This window comes from Streptomyces sp. NPDC005485, from assembly GCF_040606085.1.
In the GTDB taxonomy this organism is placed as follows: domain Bacteria; phylum Actinomycetota; class Actinomycetes; order Streptomycetales; family Streptomycetaceae; genus Streptomyces.
This window is the reverse complement of the sequence record NZ_JBEXDZ010000068.1, coordinates 14,323-30,481: the sequence shown is the minus strand read 5'-3', so window position 1 is coordinate 30,481 and position 16,159 is coordinate 14,323. Positions and strand designations below refer to the sequence as shown.

The 16,159-nt window shown below is 69.6% G+C and carries 10 protein-coding genes; 5 read left to right on the top strand and 5 right to left on the bottom strand.

Annotated elements, in window-relative coordinates; genetic code table 11:
- The first annotated feature begins 87 nt into the window (after positions 1 to 87).
- The 3 genes from ABZS97_RS22985 (at position 88) to ABZS97_RS22975 (ending at position 7,229) form a co-directional block, all read left to right on the top strand.
- Entirely contained in the window at positions 88 to 819 is a 732-nt protein-coding gene (locus tag ABZS97_RS22985) for a VIT1/CCC1 transporter family protein (RefSeq protein WP_356140179.1), read from the top strand.
- A 364-nt stretch (positions 820 to 1,183) separates the two neighbouring features.
- The gene (gltB, locus tag ABZS97_RS22980; protein WP_356140178.1) at positions 1,184 to 5,776 is read left to right on the top strand and encodes a glutamate synthase large subunit; all 4,593 of its coding nucleotides are present in this window, start codon (positions 1,184 to 1,186) and stop codon (positions 5,774 to 5,776) included.
- The gene (locus tag ABZS97_RS22975; protein ID WP_356140177.1) at positions 5,769 to 7,229 is read left to right on the top strand and encodes a glutamate synthase subunit beta; all 1,461 of its coding nucleotides are present in this window, start codon (positions 5,769 to 5,771) and stop codon (positions 7,227 to 7,229) included. The genes gltB and ABZS97_RS22975 overlap by 8 nt, the downstream gene beginning before the upstream one ends.
- Positions 7,230 to 7,345: 116 nt before the next feature.
- Here ABZS97_RS22975 and ABZS97_RS22970 read toward each other — a convergent pair whose 3' ends face one another.
- From ABZS97_RS22970 to ABZS97_RS22960, 3 genes are all read right to left on the bottom strand, one after another.
- Positions 7,346 to 8,062, bottom strand: a complete 717-nt coding sequence (locus ABZS97_RS22970) for a calcium-binding protein (RefSeq protein ID WP_356140176.1) — start codon at positions 8,060 to 8,062, stop codon at positions 7,346 to 7,348.
- Positions 8,059 to 9,222 (bottom strand): UDP-N-acetylglucosamine 2-epimerase (non-hydrolyzing), encoded by a 1,164-nt coding sequence (wecB, locus tag ABZS97_RS22965; protein WP_356140175.1) that lies wholly within the window; start codon positions 9,220 to 9,222, stop codon positions 8,059 to 8,061. Before wecB ends, ABZS97_RS22970 begins: the two co-directional genes overlap by 4 nt.
- 211 nt (positions 9,223 to 9,433) lie before the next feature.
- Entirely contained in the window at positions 9,434 to 10,678 is a 1,245-nt protein-coding gene (locus ABZS97_RS22960) for a glycosyltransferase family 2 protein (RefSeq protein ID WP_356140174.1), read from the bottom strand.
- Between the two features lie 526 nt (positions 10,679 to 11,204).
- Between ABZS97_RS22960 and ABZS97_RS22955 the strand changes: the two genes are divergently transcribed.
- Together ABZS97_RS22955 and ABZS97_RS22950 are read left to right on the top strand one after the other, a co-directional pair.
- Positions 11,205 to 13,013: a polysaccharide deacetylase family protein gene (locus ABZS97_RS22955; protein ID WP_356140173.1), complete on the top strand. Its 1,809-nt coding sequence runs from the start codon at positions 11,205 to 11,207 to the stop codon at positions 13,011 to 13,013.
- Positions 13,014 to 13,045: 32 nt separating this feature from the next.
- Entirely contained in the window at positions 13,046 to 14,068 is a 1,023-nt protein-coding gene (locus tag ABZS97_RS22950; protein ID WP_356140172.1) for a hypothetical protein, read from the top strand.
- A gap of 41 nt (positions 14,069 to 14,109) precedes the next feature.
- On the opposite strand, the gene ABZS97_RS22945 is transcribed toward ABZS97_RS22950, so the two are convergent.
- Together ABZS97_RS22945 and ABZS97_RS22940 are read right to left on the bottom strand one after the other, a co-directional pair.
- Positions 14,110 to 15,012, bottom strand: coding sequence for a chitosanase (locus ABZS97_RS22945; RefSeq protein WP_356140171.1), 903 nt, complete (start codon positions 15,010 to 15,012; stop codon positions 14,110 to 14,112).
- An 84-nt stretch (positions 15,013 to 15,096) separates the two neighbouring features.
- On the bottom strand, positions 15,097 to 16,032 hold the full coding sequence (locus tag ABZS97_RS22940) for a rhomboid family intramembrane serine protease (RefSeq protein ID WP_356140170.1): 936 nt from the start codon (positions 16,030 to 16,032) through the stop codon (positions 15,097 to 15,099).
- Positions 16,033 to 16,159: the final 127 nt, after the last annotated feature.

Below are 16,159 nucleotides of genomic sequence, written 5' to 3'. Positions count from 1 at the left end.
AGGAATTTCCGAACGTACTGTGGGCGTTGTCAAAGAGTAGAACTTGTCCAAACTTAGCTTTGGCTAAGCTTCCTGGGGGGACCTGGCATGGCCATCATCGACACCGAGGCGACGCTGCACGAGGCGCACCGTGACAACCACACCCACCGGGATGTCAACGGTGGCTGGCTGCGCCCCGCGGTCTTCGGTGCGATGGACGGACTCGTCTCCAACCTCGCCCTGATGACCGGTGTCGCGGGCGGCGACGTCTCGCACCGCACCATCGTCATCACCGGCCTGGCGGGGCTCGCCGCCGGTGCCTTCTCGATGGCCGCGGGGGAGTACACCTCGGTGGCCTCGCAGCGCGAACTGGTCGAGGCCGAACTCGACGTGGAGCGCCGGGAGTTGCGCAAGCACCCGATGGACGAGGAGCGCGAGCTCGCCGAGCTCTACGAGGCCCGTGGTGTCGAGCGCGAGCTCGCCCGCGAAGTCGCCAAGCAGCTCTCGCGCGACCCCGAGCAGGCCCTGGAGATCCACGCCCGCGAGGAGCTGGGCATCGACCCCGGCGACCTGCCCTCGCCGGGCGTCGCCGCCGTGTCGAGCTTCGGCTCCTTCGCGCTCGGCGCCCTGCTGCCCGTCCTCCCGTATCTGCTGGGCGCGGCGGCCCTGTGGCCCGCGCTGCTGCTCGCGATGTTCGGGCTCTTCGCCTGTGGTGCCGTCGTGGCCAAGGTGACCGCGCGATCCTGGTGGTACAGCGGGCTGCGGCAGCTCGCTCTGGGTGGCGCCGCGGCGGGTGTGACGTACGCCCTGGGCAGCTTGTTCGGTACGGCCGTAGGATGATGCGGCACGCTATTTATGCGAGGGACCGCATAAATAGTTGTTACCCGGCGGTTTCGATCGTTTGACCAACGGGCATTAGCCGTAAGCGCCGCAGGCAATGACGCCTGCACCGCACCTTCGTGGCGGGCGACGACGCCTGCCACGATTCGGCCCGTCGGGCATCGATCTGTCCGCTTGGGCCCCTTAACTTCCACCGCCGTGCGCGGTACCCCACCGCCACCCTGCGGTGTCCGCATGTTGGAACGGAGTATCCGGTTCCCGAGATCCGCCCCATCATGTAACCTGCACGAAATTTTGCACTTAGCAGAGGGCCAACGTCGTCCCTCGGCAGATGTCATATGCCACGACGACGACGGGAGAGCCGATGCGTTCGCCGCGCCAGCCGTCCCAGCACTCCACGAACGGCCAGAACTGGTCCTTCATGGATGCTCGCCCTGCTGCGCAGGGTATGTACGACCCCCGCAACGAGCACGACGCCTGTGGCGTCGGCTTCGTGGCCACCCTCACCGGCGAGGCGAGCCACGCGCTGGTCGAGCAGGCGCTCACGGTTCTGCGCAACCTGGAACACCGCGGTGCCACCGGCTCCGAGCCCGACTCGGGCGACGGCGCGGGCATCCTGTCCCAGGTTCCCGACGCGTTCCTTCGTGAGGTCGCGGGCTTCGAGCTGCCCGAGGCCGGTGCCTACGCCGTCGGTATCGCCTTCCTGCCCGGGGACGGCACCGCCGAGGCCGCCGCCCGGATCGACGCCATCGCCGGCGAGGAGGACCTCACCGTCCTCGGCTGGCGCGAGGTCCCGGTCGCCCCCGAGCTGCTCGGCGCCACCGCCCGCTCGACGATGCCCGCCTTCCGCCAGATCTTCGTGACCGACGGCGCGAGCAAGGGCATCGACCTCGACCGCAAGGCGTTCGTGCTGCGCAAGCGCGCCGAGCGCGAGGCCGGCGTGTACTTCCCGTCGCTCTCCGCCCGCACCATCGTCTACAAGGGCATGCTGACCACCGGCCAGCTGGAGCCCTTCTTCCCGGACCTGTCCGACCGCCGCTTCGCCTCCGCGATCGCGCTCGTGCACTCCCGCTTCTCCACCAACACCTTCCCGAGCTGGCCGCTCGCCCACCCGTACCGCTTCGTCGCGCACAACGGCGAGATCAACACGGTCAAGGGCAACCGCAACTGGATGAAGGCCCGCGAGTCGCAGCTCGTCTCCGACCTCTTCGGCACGGAGAAGCTCGACCGGATCTTCCCCGTCTGCACTCCCGACGCCTCCGACTCCGCGTCCTTCGACGAGGTCCTGGAGCTGCTCCACCTCGGCGGCCGCTCGCTCCCGCACTCCGTGCTGATGATGATCCCGGAGGCGTGGGAGAACCACGACTCCATGGACCCGGCCCGCCGTGCCTTCTACCAGTTCCACTCCACGATGATGGAGCCCTGGGACGGCCCGGCCTGTGTCACCTTCACCGACGGCACCCAGGTCGGCGCGGTCCTCGACCGCAACGGTCTGCGCCCCGGCCGCTACTGGGTGACCGACGAGGGCCTCGTCGTCCTCGGCTCCGAGGTCGGCGTCCTCGACATCGACCCCGCGAAGGTCGTCCGCAAGGGCCGCCTGCAGCCCGGCAAGATGTTCCTCGTCGACACCTCCGAGCACCGCATCATCGAGGACGACGAGATCAAGGCCGCCCTCGCCACGGACATGCCGTACGCGGAGTGGCTGGAGGCCGGCGAGATCGAGCTGTCCGACCTGCCCGAGCGCGAGCACATCGTGCACACCCACGCCTCGGTCACCCGTCGCCAGCAGACCTTCGGCTACACCGAGGAAGAGCTGCGCGTCATCCTCGCGCCGATGGCCAAGGCCGCCGCCGAGCCGATCGGCTCCATGGGCACGGACACGCCGATCGCCGCGCTCTCGCAGCGCCCCCGGCTGCTCTTCGACTACTTCACCCAGCTGTTCGCGCAGGTCACCAACCCGCCGCTGGACGCGATCCGCGAAGAGCTGGTCACCTCCCTGCGCTCGTCGCTGGGCCCGCAGGGCAACCTGCTGGAGCCGACCGCCGCCTCCTGTCGCAGCGTCACCCTGCCCTTCCCGGTGATCGACAACGACGAGCTGGCCAAGCTCATCCACATCAACGCCGACGGCGACATGCCGGGCATGAAGGCCGCGACCCTCTCCGGCCTGTACCGGGTCTCCGGCGGCGGCGACTCCCTCGCCGCGCGCATCGAGGAGATCTGCGCCGAGGCCGACGCGGCCATCGAGAACGGCGCCCGCCTGATCGTCCTCTCGGACCGGCACTCCGACGCCGAGCACGCGCCGATCCCGTCGCTGCTGCTCACCGCGGCCGTCCACCACCACCTCATCCGCACCAAGCAGCGCACCCAGGTGGGCCTGCTGGTCGAGGCGGGCGACGTCCGCGAGGTCCACCACGTGGCCCTCCTCATCGGCTTCGGCGCCGCGGCCGTCAACCCGTACCTGGCGATGGAGTCCGTCGAGGACCTCGTCCGCGCGGGCACGTTCCTCACGGGCATCGAGTCCGAGCAGGCCATCCGCAACCTGATCTACGCGCTCGGCAAGGGCGTCCTCAAGGTCATGTCCAAGATGGGCATCTCGACCGTCGCCTCCTACCGCGGCGCCCAGGTCTTCGAGGCCGTCGGCCTGGACCAGGCCTTCGTCGAGAAGTACTTCAACGGCACGGCGACGAAGATCGGCGGCGCCGGTCTCGACGTCATCGCCAAGGAGGTCGCCGCCCGGCACGCCAAGGCGTACCCCGCCTCCGGCATCGCGCCCGCGCACCGCGCCCTCGACATAGGCGGCGAGTACCAGTGGCGCCGCGAGGGCGAGCCGCACCTGTTCGACCCGGAGACGGTCTTCCGCCTCCAGCACTCCACGCGCTCCGGCAGCTACGACATCTTCAAGAAGTACACGGAGCGTGTGAACGAGCAGTCCGAGCGGCTGATGACGCTGCGCGGCCTCTTCGGCTTCACCTCGGACCGTCCCTCGATCTCCCTCGACGAGGTCGAGCCGGTCTCCGAGATCGTCAAGCGCTTCTCCACCGGCGCCATGTCGTACGGCTCCATCTCGAAGGAAGCGCACGAGACGCTCGCCATCGCGATGAACCAGCTGGGCGGCAAGTCCAACACCGGTGAGGGCGGCGAGGACGCGGACCGTCTCTACGACCCCGCGCGCCGCTCCAGCATCAAGCAGGTCGCCTCCGGCCGCTTCGGTGTGACCAGCGAGTACCTCGTCAACGCGGACGACATCCAGATCAAGATGGCGCAGGGTGCCAAGCCCGGCGAGGGCGGCCAGCTGCCCGGCCACAAGGTGTACCCCTGGGTCGCCAAGACCCGGCACAGCACCCCCGGCGTCGGCCTGATCTCCCCGCCGCCGCACCACGACATCTACTCCATCGAGGACCTGGCCCAGCTGATCCACGACCTGAAGAACGCGAACCCGCAGGCGCGGATTCACGTGAAGCTGGTCTCCGAGGTCGGTGTCGGCACGGTCGCCGCGGGTGTCTCCAAGGCGCACGCCGATGTCGTGCTCATCTCCGGCCACGACGGTGGTACGGGCGCCTCGCCGCTCACCTCCCTCAAGCACGCCGGTGGTCCCTGGGAGCTCGGTCTCGCCGAGACCCAGCAGACGCTGCTGCTCAACGGCCTGCGCGACCGCATCGTCGTACAGACCGACGGCCAGCTGAAGACCGGCCGTGACGTCGTCATCGCCGCGCTGCTGGGCGCCGAGGAGTTCGGTTTCGCGACCGCGCCGCTCGTCGTCTCCGGCTGCGTCATGATGCGCGTCTGCCACCTCGACACCTGCCCGGTCGGCATCGCCACGCAGAACCCGGTGCTGCGCGACCGGTTCGCCGGCAAGGCCGAGTACATCGTGAACTTCTTCAAGTTCATCGCCGAAGAGGTCCGCGAGATCCTCGCCGAGCTGGGCTTCCGCACCATCGAGGAGGCCGTCGGCCACGCCGAGTCGCTCGACGTGACCCGTGCCGTCGACCACTGGAAGGCGCAGGGCCTGGACCTGACCCCGCTCTTCTACGTGCCCGAGCTGCCCGAGGGCGCCGCGCTGCACCAGGTCGTCGAGCAGGACCACGGCCTGGAGAAGGCGCTCGACAACGAGCTGATCAGGCTCGCCGCCGACGCCCTGGCCGCGTCCGGTGCGGCCGACGCCCAGCCGGTCCGCGCCCAGGTGGCGATCCGCAACATCAACCGCACGGTCGGCACCATGCTCGGCCACGAGGTGACGAAGAAGTTCGGTGGCGCGGGCCTGCCCGACGACACCATCGACATCACCTTCACGGGTTCCGCGGGCCAGTCCTTCGGCGCCTTCCTGCCGCGCGGTGTCACGCTGCGCCTGGAGGGCGACGCCAACGACTACGTCGGCAAGGGCCTCTCCGGCGGCCGCGTCGTCGTCCGCCCGGACCGGGGCGCCGACCACCTCGCGGAGTTCTCCACCATCGCGGGCAACACCATCGCCTACGGCGCGACGGGCGGCGAACTGTTCCTGCGCGGTCGTACGGGCGAGCGCTTCTGCGTCCGCAACTCCGGCGCGACGGTGGTCTCGGAGGGCGTGGGCGACCACGGCTGCGAGTACATGACCGGCGGTCACGCGGTGGTCCTCGGCGAGACGGGCCGCAACTTCGCGGCCGGTATGTCGGGCGGCATCGCCTACGTCATCGACCTGAACCGCGACAACGTAAACGTCACCAGCGCCGGTGCGGTCGAGGCCCTCGACGACACCGACAAGCAGTGGCTGCACGACGTGGTGCGCCGCCACCAGGAGGAGACCGGCTCGACGGTCGCCGAGAAGCTCCTGGCCGAGTGGGACACCGCGGTGGACCGCTTCAGCAAGATCATCCCCAGCACGTACAAGGCAGTGCTCGCCGCCAAGGACGCCGCCGAGCGAGCCGGTCTCACCGAGACCGAGATCACCGAGAAGATGATGGAGGCGGCGACCAATGGCTGATCCCAAGGGCTTTCTCAACCACGGCCGCGAGGTCGCCAGGACCCGCCCGGTCGAGGAGCGCGTGCGTGACTGGAACGAGGTCTACGTTCCCGGCTCGCTGCTGCCCATCATCCCCACGCAGGCCTCGCGCTGCATGGACTGCGGCATCCCGTTCTGTCACAACGGCTGTCCGCTGGGGAACCTGATCCCCGAGTGGAACGACTACGCGTACCGCGAGGACTGGTCCGCCGCGTCGGAGCGCCTGCACGCGACGAACAACTTCCCGGAGTTCACGGGCCGTCTGTGCCCGGCGCCCTGTGAGTCGGCGTGCGTGCTGGGCATCAACCAGCCCGCCGTGACCATCAAGAACGTCGAGGTGTCGATCATCGACAAGGCGTGGGACTCCGGGGACGTCGCCCCGCAGATCCCCGAGCGCCTGTCGGGCAAGACCGTCGCGGTCATCGGGTCGGGCCCGGCGGGCCTGGCCGCCGCGCAGCAGCTGACGCGGGCCGGTCACACGGTCGCCGTCTACGAGCGCGCGGACCGCATCGGAGGCCTCCTGCGGTACGGCATCCCCGAGTTCAAGATGGAGAAGCGGCACATCAACCGCCGTATCGAGCAGATGCGCGCGGAGGGCACCCGTTTCCGTACCGGTATCGAGATCGGCCGCGACCTCAAGGCGACCGACCTGCGCAAGCGGTACGACGCCGTGGTCATCGCCGCCGGTGCGACGACCGCCCGCGATCTTCCCGTCCCCGGGCGGGAGTTGAAGGGCATCTACCAGGCCATGGAGTACCTGCCGCTGGCCAACAAGGTCCAGGAGGGCGACTTCGTGGCGCCCCCGATCTCGGCCGAGGGCAAGCACGTCGTGGTCATCGGCGGCGGCGACACCGGCGCGGACTGCGTCGGCACCGCTCACCGCCAGGGCGCGGCGTCGGTCACGCAGCTGGAGATCATGCCGCAGCCGGGCGAGGAGCGGAACCCGGGCCAGCCCTGGCCGACGTTCCCGATGCTCTACAAGGTCACCTCCGCGCACGAGGAGGGCGGCGAGCGGGTCTACTCCGTCTCCACCACCCACTTCGAGGGCGACGAGGACGGCAACGTCCAGTGGCTGCACCTCACCGAGGTCGCGTTCGTCGACGGCAAGCTGACCCCGAAGCCGGGCACGGAGCGCACGATCCCCGCCCAGCTGGTGACGCTGGCCATGGGCTTCACCGGCACGGACGTCGAGAACGGCCTGGTCTCCCAGTTCGCCCTGGAACTCGACGCACGCGGCAACATCGCCCGCGACGCCGAGTTCGCGACCAACGTCCCCGGCGTCTACGTCGCAGGCGATGCCGGTCGCGGCCAGTCCCTGATCGTCTGGGCGATCGCGGAGGGCCGTTCGGCCGCGCGTGGTGTCGACCGGTTCCTCGCGGGTGCGAGTGATCTGCCGGCTCCGATCCGTCCGACGGACCGTTCCCTGATGGTCTGACGTTCCGTCCCAACAGACGTCCCGTACAACGGTGTACGGAACTGAACGCGGCGCCTGCCTTGTCCCCGACCGGACTGTGGCGGGCGCCGTGGTGCGTCCGGGGGCGGGACGGGATGTCAACTCACCTTCAGGTCCTGGAACTTCACGGTGGCGTCCTCCGTGTACGCGCCCACCCGGCCGTGCAGGTAAGGGCGCTCGGTGTCGGTGAAGGTGACCAGGGGGCGATCGGGCCGGGCGGCGACGGTGACTTCGAGTGCGGGGCCGTGCTGTTCGACGACGACCTTGTGGTCCTTGCCCACCGGGAACCTCTCCTTCCCGGTGGCCAGGAAGCGCTGGCCGCCGGGATAGTCGGGGTCCCGCTTGCCCAGTTCCCAGCCGTTCGGCTTCAGGGTGATGTAGTAGAAGTGCTCGGGGTCCGTGTACGCCCAGACCAGCCACGGCACTTCCCAGGGGTTGGGGGCGCCCTCGCGCAGCTGCCGTATCGTCCGCATCCGGGCCTCGTAGCGCAGATCGCCGTACGAGGCCGTGCTGACCACCAGTCCGGCATGTGTGGTGCCGGGGTCCTCGGCGACCATGGGCGACAGGGTCAGCGAGTCGTCGTCGCCCCGGTTGGTGCCATGGCCGTTGAACACCGAGAACCAGCGGCCGTGCGTGGAGCCGTCGGCCCACGGTTTGACCGGTGCCGCGGCTTCCTCGCTCCGGCACTGGCCGAGCGTGACCGCGAGTACGGCGATCAGCGCGCCGGCCAGTGCCAGCAGGGTGAGGAGGCGTCCTCTTCGCTCCGGCGGACTCGCCGGAATCCGCCATGGGGGGTCCGGAGGCGACGAGGTCATGCCGTCGAGTATGGCCTCGGGGAGGCGAGCGTGACCGGTACATCGGCGGCGAAGTCCTCGTCCAGCTGGGCGAGTACACGCTCAGCGGCCTGTCCGTCCCCGAACGGGTTGCCCGCCCGCGCCATGCGCCGGTACGCGGCGGGGTCGTCGAGCAGCGCCGTCGCGGTGCTCACGATGGTGTCCGGATCCGTGCCGATCAGCCGGGCCGCGCCCGCGTCCACCGCCTCCGGGCGCTCGGTGGTCGTCCGCAGCACGAGCGCCGGCTTGCTCAGGCTCGGCGCCTCCTCCTGGACGCCCCCGGAGTCCGTGAGTACGAGGTCGCACTCGGCGAGGGTGGCGGCGAAGTCCACGTAACCGAGCGGCTCGATCAGGGAAATGCCGGTCCTGCCTTCGAGTTCGGGCAGCAGGACGTCCCGTACGGCGGGACTTTTGTGCAGCGGCAGCACGATCTCCACGTCCCCGCGCTCGGCGAGCCGGCACAGCGCCCGGCCCATCCCGCGCATGCGGTCGCCCTGGTTCTCCCGGCGGTGCAGCGTCACCAGGATGCGTTTGGCTCCGGTACGGAAGGCGGAGGTCCCGGAGCCCTCGCCGAGCACCCACAGCAGGTTGTCGATCACCGTGTTGCCGGTGGTGAACACCTGCTCCGGGGGCACGCCCTCGTCCAGCAGGTGCTGGGCAGCGCGCGGCGTGGGCGCGAAGTGCCAGCGGGCGATCCGGCCGATCAGGCTGCGGTTGAGCTCCTCCGGGAAGGGGTTGTCGATGACGCCGGTGCGCAGCCCCGCCTCGACGTGGGCGACCGGGATCTTCTCGTAGAACGCGGCGAGGGCCCCGGCGAGCGCGGTGGTGGTGTCCCCCTGGACCACCACGAGGTCGGGCCGCTGCTGGCGCATGACCTCGCCGAGCTCGCCGACCAGGCGGGCGGTCAGTTCGGACAGCTGCTGGCGGCTGCGCATCACGTCGAGGGCGATGCGGACGTCGACGCAGAGCAGCCCGAGCATCTGGTGCAGCATCTCGCGGTGTTGTCCGGTGGTGACGACGATCGGGTCGAACCGGGTGCCGGTGGACATGGCCCGTGCGACGGGTGCCAGTTTGATCGCCTCCGGCCGGGTGCCGAGCACGAGCATGGCGCGTACGGGCACGGCTGACGTGGGTGTGGACATGGGCCCCCCTAGGGCATACGCGAGCGCAGTCGCGCGAGGGTGATGAGAGAGCAGATGAGATGAGAGATCAGCGATGAGAGAGCCCCGACGAGAGAGCCGCGGCCTCGGAGCAGCGAGGAGCGACGCACGAGCGGCGTGCGGGCGGCGCTCGCGCCGCATGCGGTGGTGAGGGAGCGGGCGCGCGCGGGGACTCGGCGCGCCCCGGCGGCCCTCAGGTACGGGCGGTCTTCAGCCAGCCCCGCTGGCCGGTCAGGGTCCGCCAGAACCCCCACCAGCCGGCGGCGAACCAGATGTAGCCGTAGAAGACGAAGACATGCGCGAGCAGCACCGAGCGCAGCAGGCCGAGGTCCCGCTCCCGCTTGGCGTACACGAAGCCGTACGCGTACGCGGCCGTGAACGACAGCAGATACGGGCCCAGCAGCCACATGGGCGAGACCAGCGGACGGCCCACGTGGAGCGAGGCCACGACCGTGGCGCCCAGCGCGACGAGGAAGGACAGCGGCAGCAGCGAGGTGAGCAGGATGAGCACCGGGCTGGACAGGTGGTAGAGCAGGTCCAGCGCCGCTCGGGTCGGGACCTCCCGCAGGATGAGCGGGACGAGGTTCGCCGACTGCAAGTGCCCCTGGAACCAGCGGGATCGCTGCCGGATCAGGCGCTTGAGGTCGAGTACGGCCTGCTGGGACACCGAGGCGGTGGTGCAGTGCTGGTTGGTCCAGCCCTTGGCGAGCAGCCGCACCCCGAGGTCGAGGTCCTCGGTGAGGCTGTCGCTCCAGGGACCGTCGCCGTCCAGGGTGTTGAGCGCCGACAGCCGCATGAACTGGCCGTTGCCGCCCATGCCGACGCTGCCGATGAAGCGGCGCGCGCTCTGGAAGACGTCGCCGTAGACCACGAACTCCATGTCCTGCATGCGGGCGAGGAGTCCCTGCCCCCGGTTGTACATGCGCACGCAGATCTGCACGGCACCCGTCCGCGGATCGTCGAAGCAGGGGTCCACCGACTGTACGACGTGCGGGTCAAGGCGCCCGTCGGCGTCGACCACACAGAGCACGACATCGGCGGGGTCGCGGCCCGCGAGCAGACCGGACGCCCGCAGGTGGCGCACCCCGTCGTTGAGCGCGGCTCCCTTGCCCCGGCGTGCGTTCGGCAGATCGCGCCGCAGCAGCCGGACCCGGTCGGGGTCGGCGGCAAGCGCGATCTCGCCCGTACGGTCGTCCGACGCGTCGTCGATGACCAGGGCCATGAAATTCCCGGCGGGCAGAGCGGTGATCCGCGCCAGGCTTTCGGCAAGCACTTTCTCCTCATTGAGGCAGGCGAGGAGGAATACGTAGAAACGCTCTCTTCGAGGCCCGCGCGCCCGGCGTATTCGACGGCGGGAGAGCGCGAAGAGACTGGTGTTGTAGCAGCCGGCCATCACGATCAGCGTGATGCTGGCCCAGAGCAGCAGTTCATTGATCATGACTGCTCCTGGTACTGGCATTCGCTCGGGCTTCGGGTTCCGTCCTCCTGCGCAGCCTGATCCGCGCCAGGATTATCAAGAATGCCGTCAGGCAATAGAACAGGAATCCGATTCCAGCGGTTTCCTGTAACGCTTTGGCCAAAGGCATGCCGGGTATTGCCTCCGGCGCGGCCATCGCCCCTGCCAGGGGCAGAAGAGCCCCCAGGGCGGGTCGTCCGTACATCGTCCCCCCACTTTTCATCACGCGTCCCCAACGCGTGAAAAGCGAACGTAGCAGACAAGGGTAACGGTCAAGAAGGATGAGTTGAAATTGCCGTCAGAGGTCTCGTCGGTGGGGTCGAATGGCCCTCGAAGAATGCACCGGCCGGCCCATTGACACTCTTCGAGATCGCGCAGAAGAATCTGGGCCTTATTTCTCGGCGAATGGCTTTGCCAATAGTTGGCAAAGTGGGGGGAATGGATCATGAGATCAGTGTGGAAACCGTCAGAAGGGTACCGGGGACTGTCCCGGGTCACCCTCGTTCTGATGCTCGTCGCCGCCCTGCTGGGCGGCTCCTTCATGGCCTCGTCCGCACAGGCGGGCCCCGGCGGCAGGCACCACGGCGAGGGCCGCGGCACCCGGTCCGGAATGAACCGCGTCGACCTCAAGAGCTGGGCCGCGGCCCAGGTCAAGGCCGACAGGGCGCGCCACGCCAAGCACCACAAGACGTCCGCGCGGCTCAGCGCGGCGGTCACGACCCTGGCATCCCCGGCCTCAGCCGGCACGGCCGTACGGGCCCAGGCCGCGGTGTTCCGGCAGGAGGACGTCGCCGCCGCGGCGGACCCGGCGACCCTCGTCCTCTATGACACGGCGGGCCCCTACGGGCAGTTGGGCGAGCTGTACGCGATGGCCGAGGCCAACCTCGCCGGCCACTTCGGCACCGTGACCGCCAAGCCGGTCCAGCAGTACACCGCCGGCATGCTCGACTCGTATGCGGCCGTTGTCTACATCGGCTCCACCTACTACGGCGGTGACATTCCGGACGCGATCCCCGCCGCCTTCTACCAGGACGCGGCCGCCACCACGAAGCCCGTGACCTGGATGGGCGCCAACATCTGGGGCATGGCCAACGCCGTCGGCATCGCCCCCTTCACGCAGAAGTACGGCTGGGACCCCACGAGTTCGTACTACGAGGACGGCGGCAGCGTCGGTACGGTCACGCAGGTGACGTACAGGGGGCAGACGCTCACCCGTAAGATCCCGGCCGGACAGGATGGTGGCGTGCTGCGCCCCAATGTCCTTACGGGGACCGGATATCCCGCGGTCACCCGCCTCGCGGAGGGCCTCGACACCTCCAACGGACACACCTTCGGGTGGGCGGTCCGCTCGTCCAACCTCACCTACATCGGTGAGATCCCCTTCGCCTACGTCTCCGAGAGCGACCGTGTGATCGCCGCCGAGGACCTGCTCTTCGACGCCCTCGCACCGGCCACCGCCGACCGGCACCGTGCCCTCGTGCGCCTGGAGGACATCAGCCCCGACGCCGACCCGGCGGCCCTGAGGTCCATGGCCGACTACCTGTATTCCCAGCGGATTCCGTACGGCATCAACGTGATTCCCGTCTACACGGACCCCAACGGCACCTACAACAACGGCGTGCCGCAGACCATCACCCTCTCGCAGCGGCCCCAGGTGGTCAGCGCCCTGAAATACATGCTGAATCGGGGCGCGGTCCTCATGGACCACGGATTCACACATCAGTACGGCAATATCGCCAATCCCTACAACGGAGTGACCGGAGACGACTTCGAGTTCTACCGGGCGCACGTGGACGCCTCGAACAACGTCGTCTACGACGGCCCGGTCGCCGAGGACTCCACCGCCTGGGCCCAGGGCCGAGTCACCAGTGCGCTGGCCGAGTTCACCAAAGCGGGACTTCCGAAGCCGACCCTGTGGACCACCCCGCACTACGCGGGATCGGCCGCCGACTACAAGGTCTTCAGCGCCGCCTTCAACGCCCGGCTCGAACGTTCGCTGTATTTCGCCGGAACACTGAGCGGCACCTCGGCGGACCCGAACCGGTTCATCGGACAGTTCTTCCCCTATGTGGTCCGTGACGTCTACGGGACCAAGGTGATTCCGGAGAACATCGGGAATTACGAGCCCACGGCGTTCAACAACCATCCGCCACGGCTGCCCGCCGACCTCATCGCCTCGGCCAAGGCCAATCTCGCGGTGCGGGACGGATTCGCCAGCTTCTTCTACCACCCCTACTACGCGCTCCAGCCGCTGAAGGACACCGTCGCCGGGATCAAGGCCCTCGGCTACACATTCGTCAGCCCGGCCGCCCTGTGAGGGCACACGCCCTGAGGAGGACCGCTGCCACCGTGGCAGCGGTCCTCCTCGCCGTGGGCGGCTGCACCGCGCACCGGACGGCGGTCTCGAAGGACGGGAGGAAGACCTCGGCGGACGAACGGGGCACCGCGGCCGCCCTGCGCGGCATCACCCTGCCCTCCTGGAACCGGACCGACTACGACAGCCCGGCCGCGGCCCGGTATCTGCGCGACATCCGGGCCGCCGGCGCCCACTGGGTCACCTTCACCCCGACCTGGTACCAGACCCACCCGGCCGACTCCGCCCTGCACACCACCGAGGAGACCGCGAGCGACGGCAGTCTGACGCGGATCGTCCGCCGCGCCCACCGGGCCGGCCTCAAGGTGATGATCAAGCCGCACGTGGACCTGCCCGGCGATGTCGACCGCGCCGAGATCCGCCCCCGCGACCGGGCCGCCTGGTTCGCCGCGTACCGGCGGTTCATCACCCACTACGCGGACCTGGCAGCCGACACCGACACCGAACAGCTCGCCGTGGGAACGGAGTTGGCGGGCGTCTCCGCCGACCGGGCCGACTGGGCGAAGGTCATCGCGGCCGTACGGCAGAGGTACGAAGGCCCCCTGACCTACGCCGCCAACTACGACGAGTACCGCAAGGTCCGCTTCTGGAAGGAGCTCGACCTCATCGGGATCGACGCCTACTGGCCGCTGTCCGAGAAACCCACGGACGACCCCGGACGGCTGCGCCGCGCCTGGGAGCCGATCGCCGCGCGCCTTGCCGCCTTCTCCGAGCAGCAGGGCCGCCGGATCCTGTTCACCGAGGCGGGCTACGTCAGCCAGCGGGGCGCCACGACCGCCCCCTACTCCTGGACCGTCAGCGCCCGCACCGGCAACGCCGAACAGGCCGCCGCCTACCGGGCGTTGCTCGACACCTTCGAGGGCCGCCGGTGGTGGGCCGGAGTCTGCTGGTGGATGTGGGACGACTGGCCGGACAGCGGCGAGACCCCGGCGAAGCTCGCCTACAGCCCGCACGGCAAGCCCGCGGAGCAGGTACTGAAGGAGAAGTGGACGCGCTGAGCCGCACTCGGACCCGTCCGGCGTGAGCCGAGGGGCAGGAGCTACGGCACGTGGTACGTCTCGCCGTACACCTTCCAGGTCAGCGGCGGCTTCAGCGCGAGGTTCCCGTCGTGGAGGAACCTCCGCTGGGCCGTGTCGATGCGGGTCGTGTCGCGGTCGGGGTTCTTCGACTTCATCGTCGTACGGCGGATGTCGAGGAAGACGTCCAGATACGCCTTCTCGTCGCCGCCCGCGGAGGGCGGGTCGGCCTCCCTCGCGGCGCGCTCGCGCAGACCGTGGAAGCTGTCGGCGTTCGTGCCGGGGCCGTGCATCACCATCGCGTCGTAGTAGATGAACTGGCCGAGCGTGCCGAGGCCGTCGAGCTTGGCGAGGCGCACGGCCGGGTCGAAGTAGACGCGGTCGCGTTCGGCGTCCTGGGCCGCGCGGAAGGCCCCGACCCGCGCCTCCTGCTTCCACGCCGCCGGGAAGCCTTCCAGGCCGGCGTGCGAGTCGGTGCCGTCCACCTTGCGCAGCGCGGGCAGGTAGCGGGCGAGCCCGTTGCCCGGACGGTCCTCGGTGTAGCCCTCGACCAGGGTGAGCAGGTCGTGGGTGCCCGTGCAGAAGCCGATGACGCCCGCGGTGTAGCCCTGGCCGTCGCCGATGTCCTCCACATAGCCGTACGCGCTGCGCCAGTCCAGCGTGGAGTTCTCGGCGCTCGCCACGATCTGCTGGGCGAGCTCCTTCTCGGCCGGTGCGGCGAGCCCGGGCGGCCGGTCCGCGATCAGCTCGTCGTCGTCGGACCGCCCGGCCCGCTTGCCGTCGTCCTGGCGGGCCTGCTGCCGCGCCGCCGTGGTGCTCCCGTCCCTGCCGTCCGCCGAGTCCGTGTGGAGGTACGGGACGAGGCAGACCGCTGCTGTGACGAGGACGGGGACGGCGGCGAAAAGCAGACAACCGGCTCGTTTCATGGCGCACAGACTACGGCCGGGCGGCGCCCGGCCCGTCCCGTTCGCCCCGGATGCTCCCCGGCGGTCGCGCTGTCGGCGCGGCGCTCAGGCGCCGCTCTTCAGCGCCGCGACCTTCCCCGCCACGAGCACCACCATCAGCACCAGCAGACCGGCGCACACCGCCGCCTGCACCAGGGTGCGGCGGCTGCCGCGGGGCGCGTAGGCGTAGGCGAGGGTGACCAGACCGCCCGCCAGCAGACCGCCGAGGTGGCCCTGCCAGGACGTGACGAACGCGGAGAGGACCAGCCAGAGCAGCAGGCTGCCGATGAAGCGGTTCACGGCGCGCATGTCGGAGCCGAGACGGCGCGCCATCACGTAGTACGCGGCCCCCAGCCCGAAGATCGCACCCGAGGCGCCGACCGTGTGGTCGCCGGGAGCGATCAGCAGGACGAGGACCGAGCCGCCGAGCGCGGAGAGCAGGTACAGGGCGAGATAGCGGACCCGGCCGAGCTGGGTCTCCACGACGCGGCCGATGCTCCACAGGGAGAACATGTTCATCGCGATGTGCGCGATCCCGAACGTCCCCTCGGTGGGCGGCAGATGAAGGAACGCACCGGTGAGCAGCCGGTACCATTCGCCGTCGACGACACCGCTCGCGTGGAACTCCGGCGAGTACGCGCTCTGCCAGTAGTAGTGACCGCCGTCCGGACCCAGCAGCTCCGCGCCGAGCATCTCGAACCGGTCCACCACCGCCGGGCGCACCAACTCGGCCAGATACGCCAGCACGTTGAGACCGATCAGTACGTACGTCACGACGGGCACCGCCGAGATACGGCCGCCGAAGACCGTGCGGGCCTGCCGGACCGACCGCGCCCCCTCCCTCACGCACTCCGGGCACTGGTGGCCGACGGACGCCTCGCGCATGCAGGACGGACATATGCGGCGGTCGCACCGGGTGCAGCGCACATGGGACTCCACCTTGGGATGGCGATAACAGGTGGTGACGTCGGACTCGGTGGTCTCGGCGGACTCGGATTCCACGACCGGCTCCTTGAAGCACGTACGAAGGGACTGCGCAGCCACTGCGCAGGGACGATGAGCCGGTGGGGACGGCGGCGAACAAAATAGCGAACCTGGGGGACGGCCGGGAGGACGGGGCACCGGTGAC

What these genes read in the sequence shown, in the direction of transcription:
- ABZS97_RS22985 (WP_356140179.1), top strand. Translation starts at nt 88, where the DNA reads ATGGCCATCATCGACACCGAGGCGACGCTGCACGAGGCGCACCGTGAC.
- gltB (WP_356140178.1), top strand. Translation starts at nt 1,184, where the DNA reads ATGCGTTCGCCGCGCCAGCCGTCCCAGCACTCCACGAACGGCCAGAAC.
- ABZS97_RS22975 (WP_356140177.1), top strand. Translation starts at nt 5,769, where the DNA reads ATGGCTGATCCCAAGGGCTTTCTCAACCACGGCCGCGAGGTCGCCAGG.
- ABZS97_RS22970 (WP_356140176.1), bottom strand. Translation starts at nt 8,062, where the DNA reads ATGACCTCGTCGCCTCCGGACCCCCCATGGCGGATTCCGGCGAGTCCG.
- wecB (WP_356140175.1), bottom strand. Translation starts at nt 9,222, where the DNA reads ATGTCCACACCCACGTCAGCCGTGCCCGTACGCGCCATGCTCGTGCTC.
- ABZS97_RS22960 (WP_356140174.1), bottom strand. Translation starts at nt 10,678, where the DNA reads ATGATCAATGAACTGCTGCTCTGGGCCAGCATCACGCTGATCGTGATG.
- ABZS97_RS22955 (WP_356140173.1), top strand. Translation starts at nt 11,205, where the DNA reads ATGCTCGTCGCCGCCCTGCTGGGCGGCTCCTTCATGGCCTCGTCCGCA.
- ABZS97_RS22945 (WP_356140171.1), bottom strand. Translation starts at nt 15,012, where the DNA reads ATGAAACGAGCCGGTTGTCTGCTTTTCGCCGCCGTCCCCGTCCTCGTC.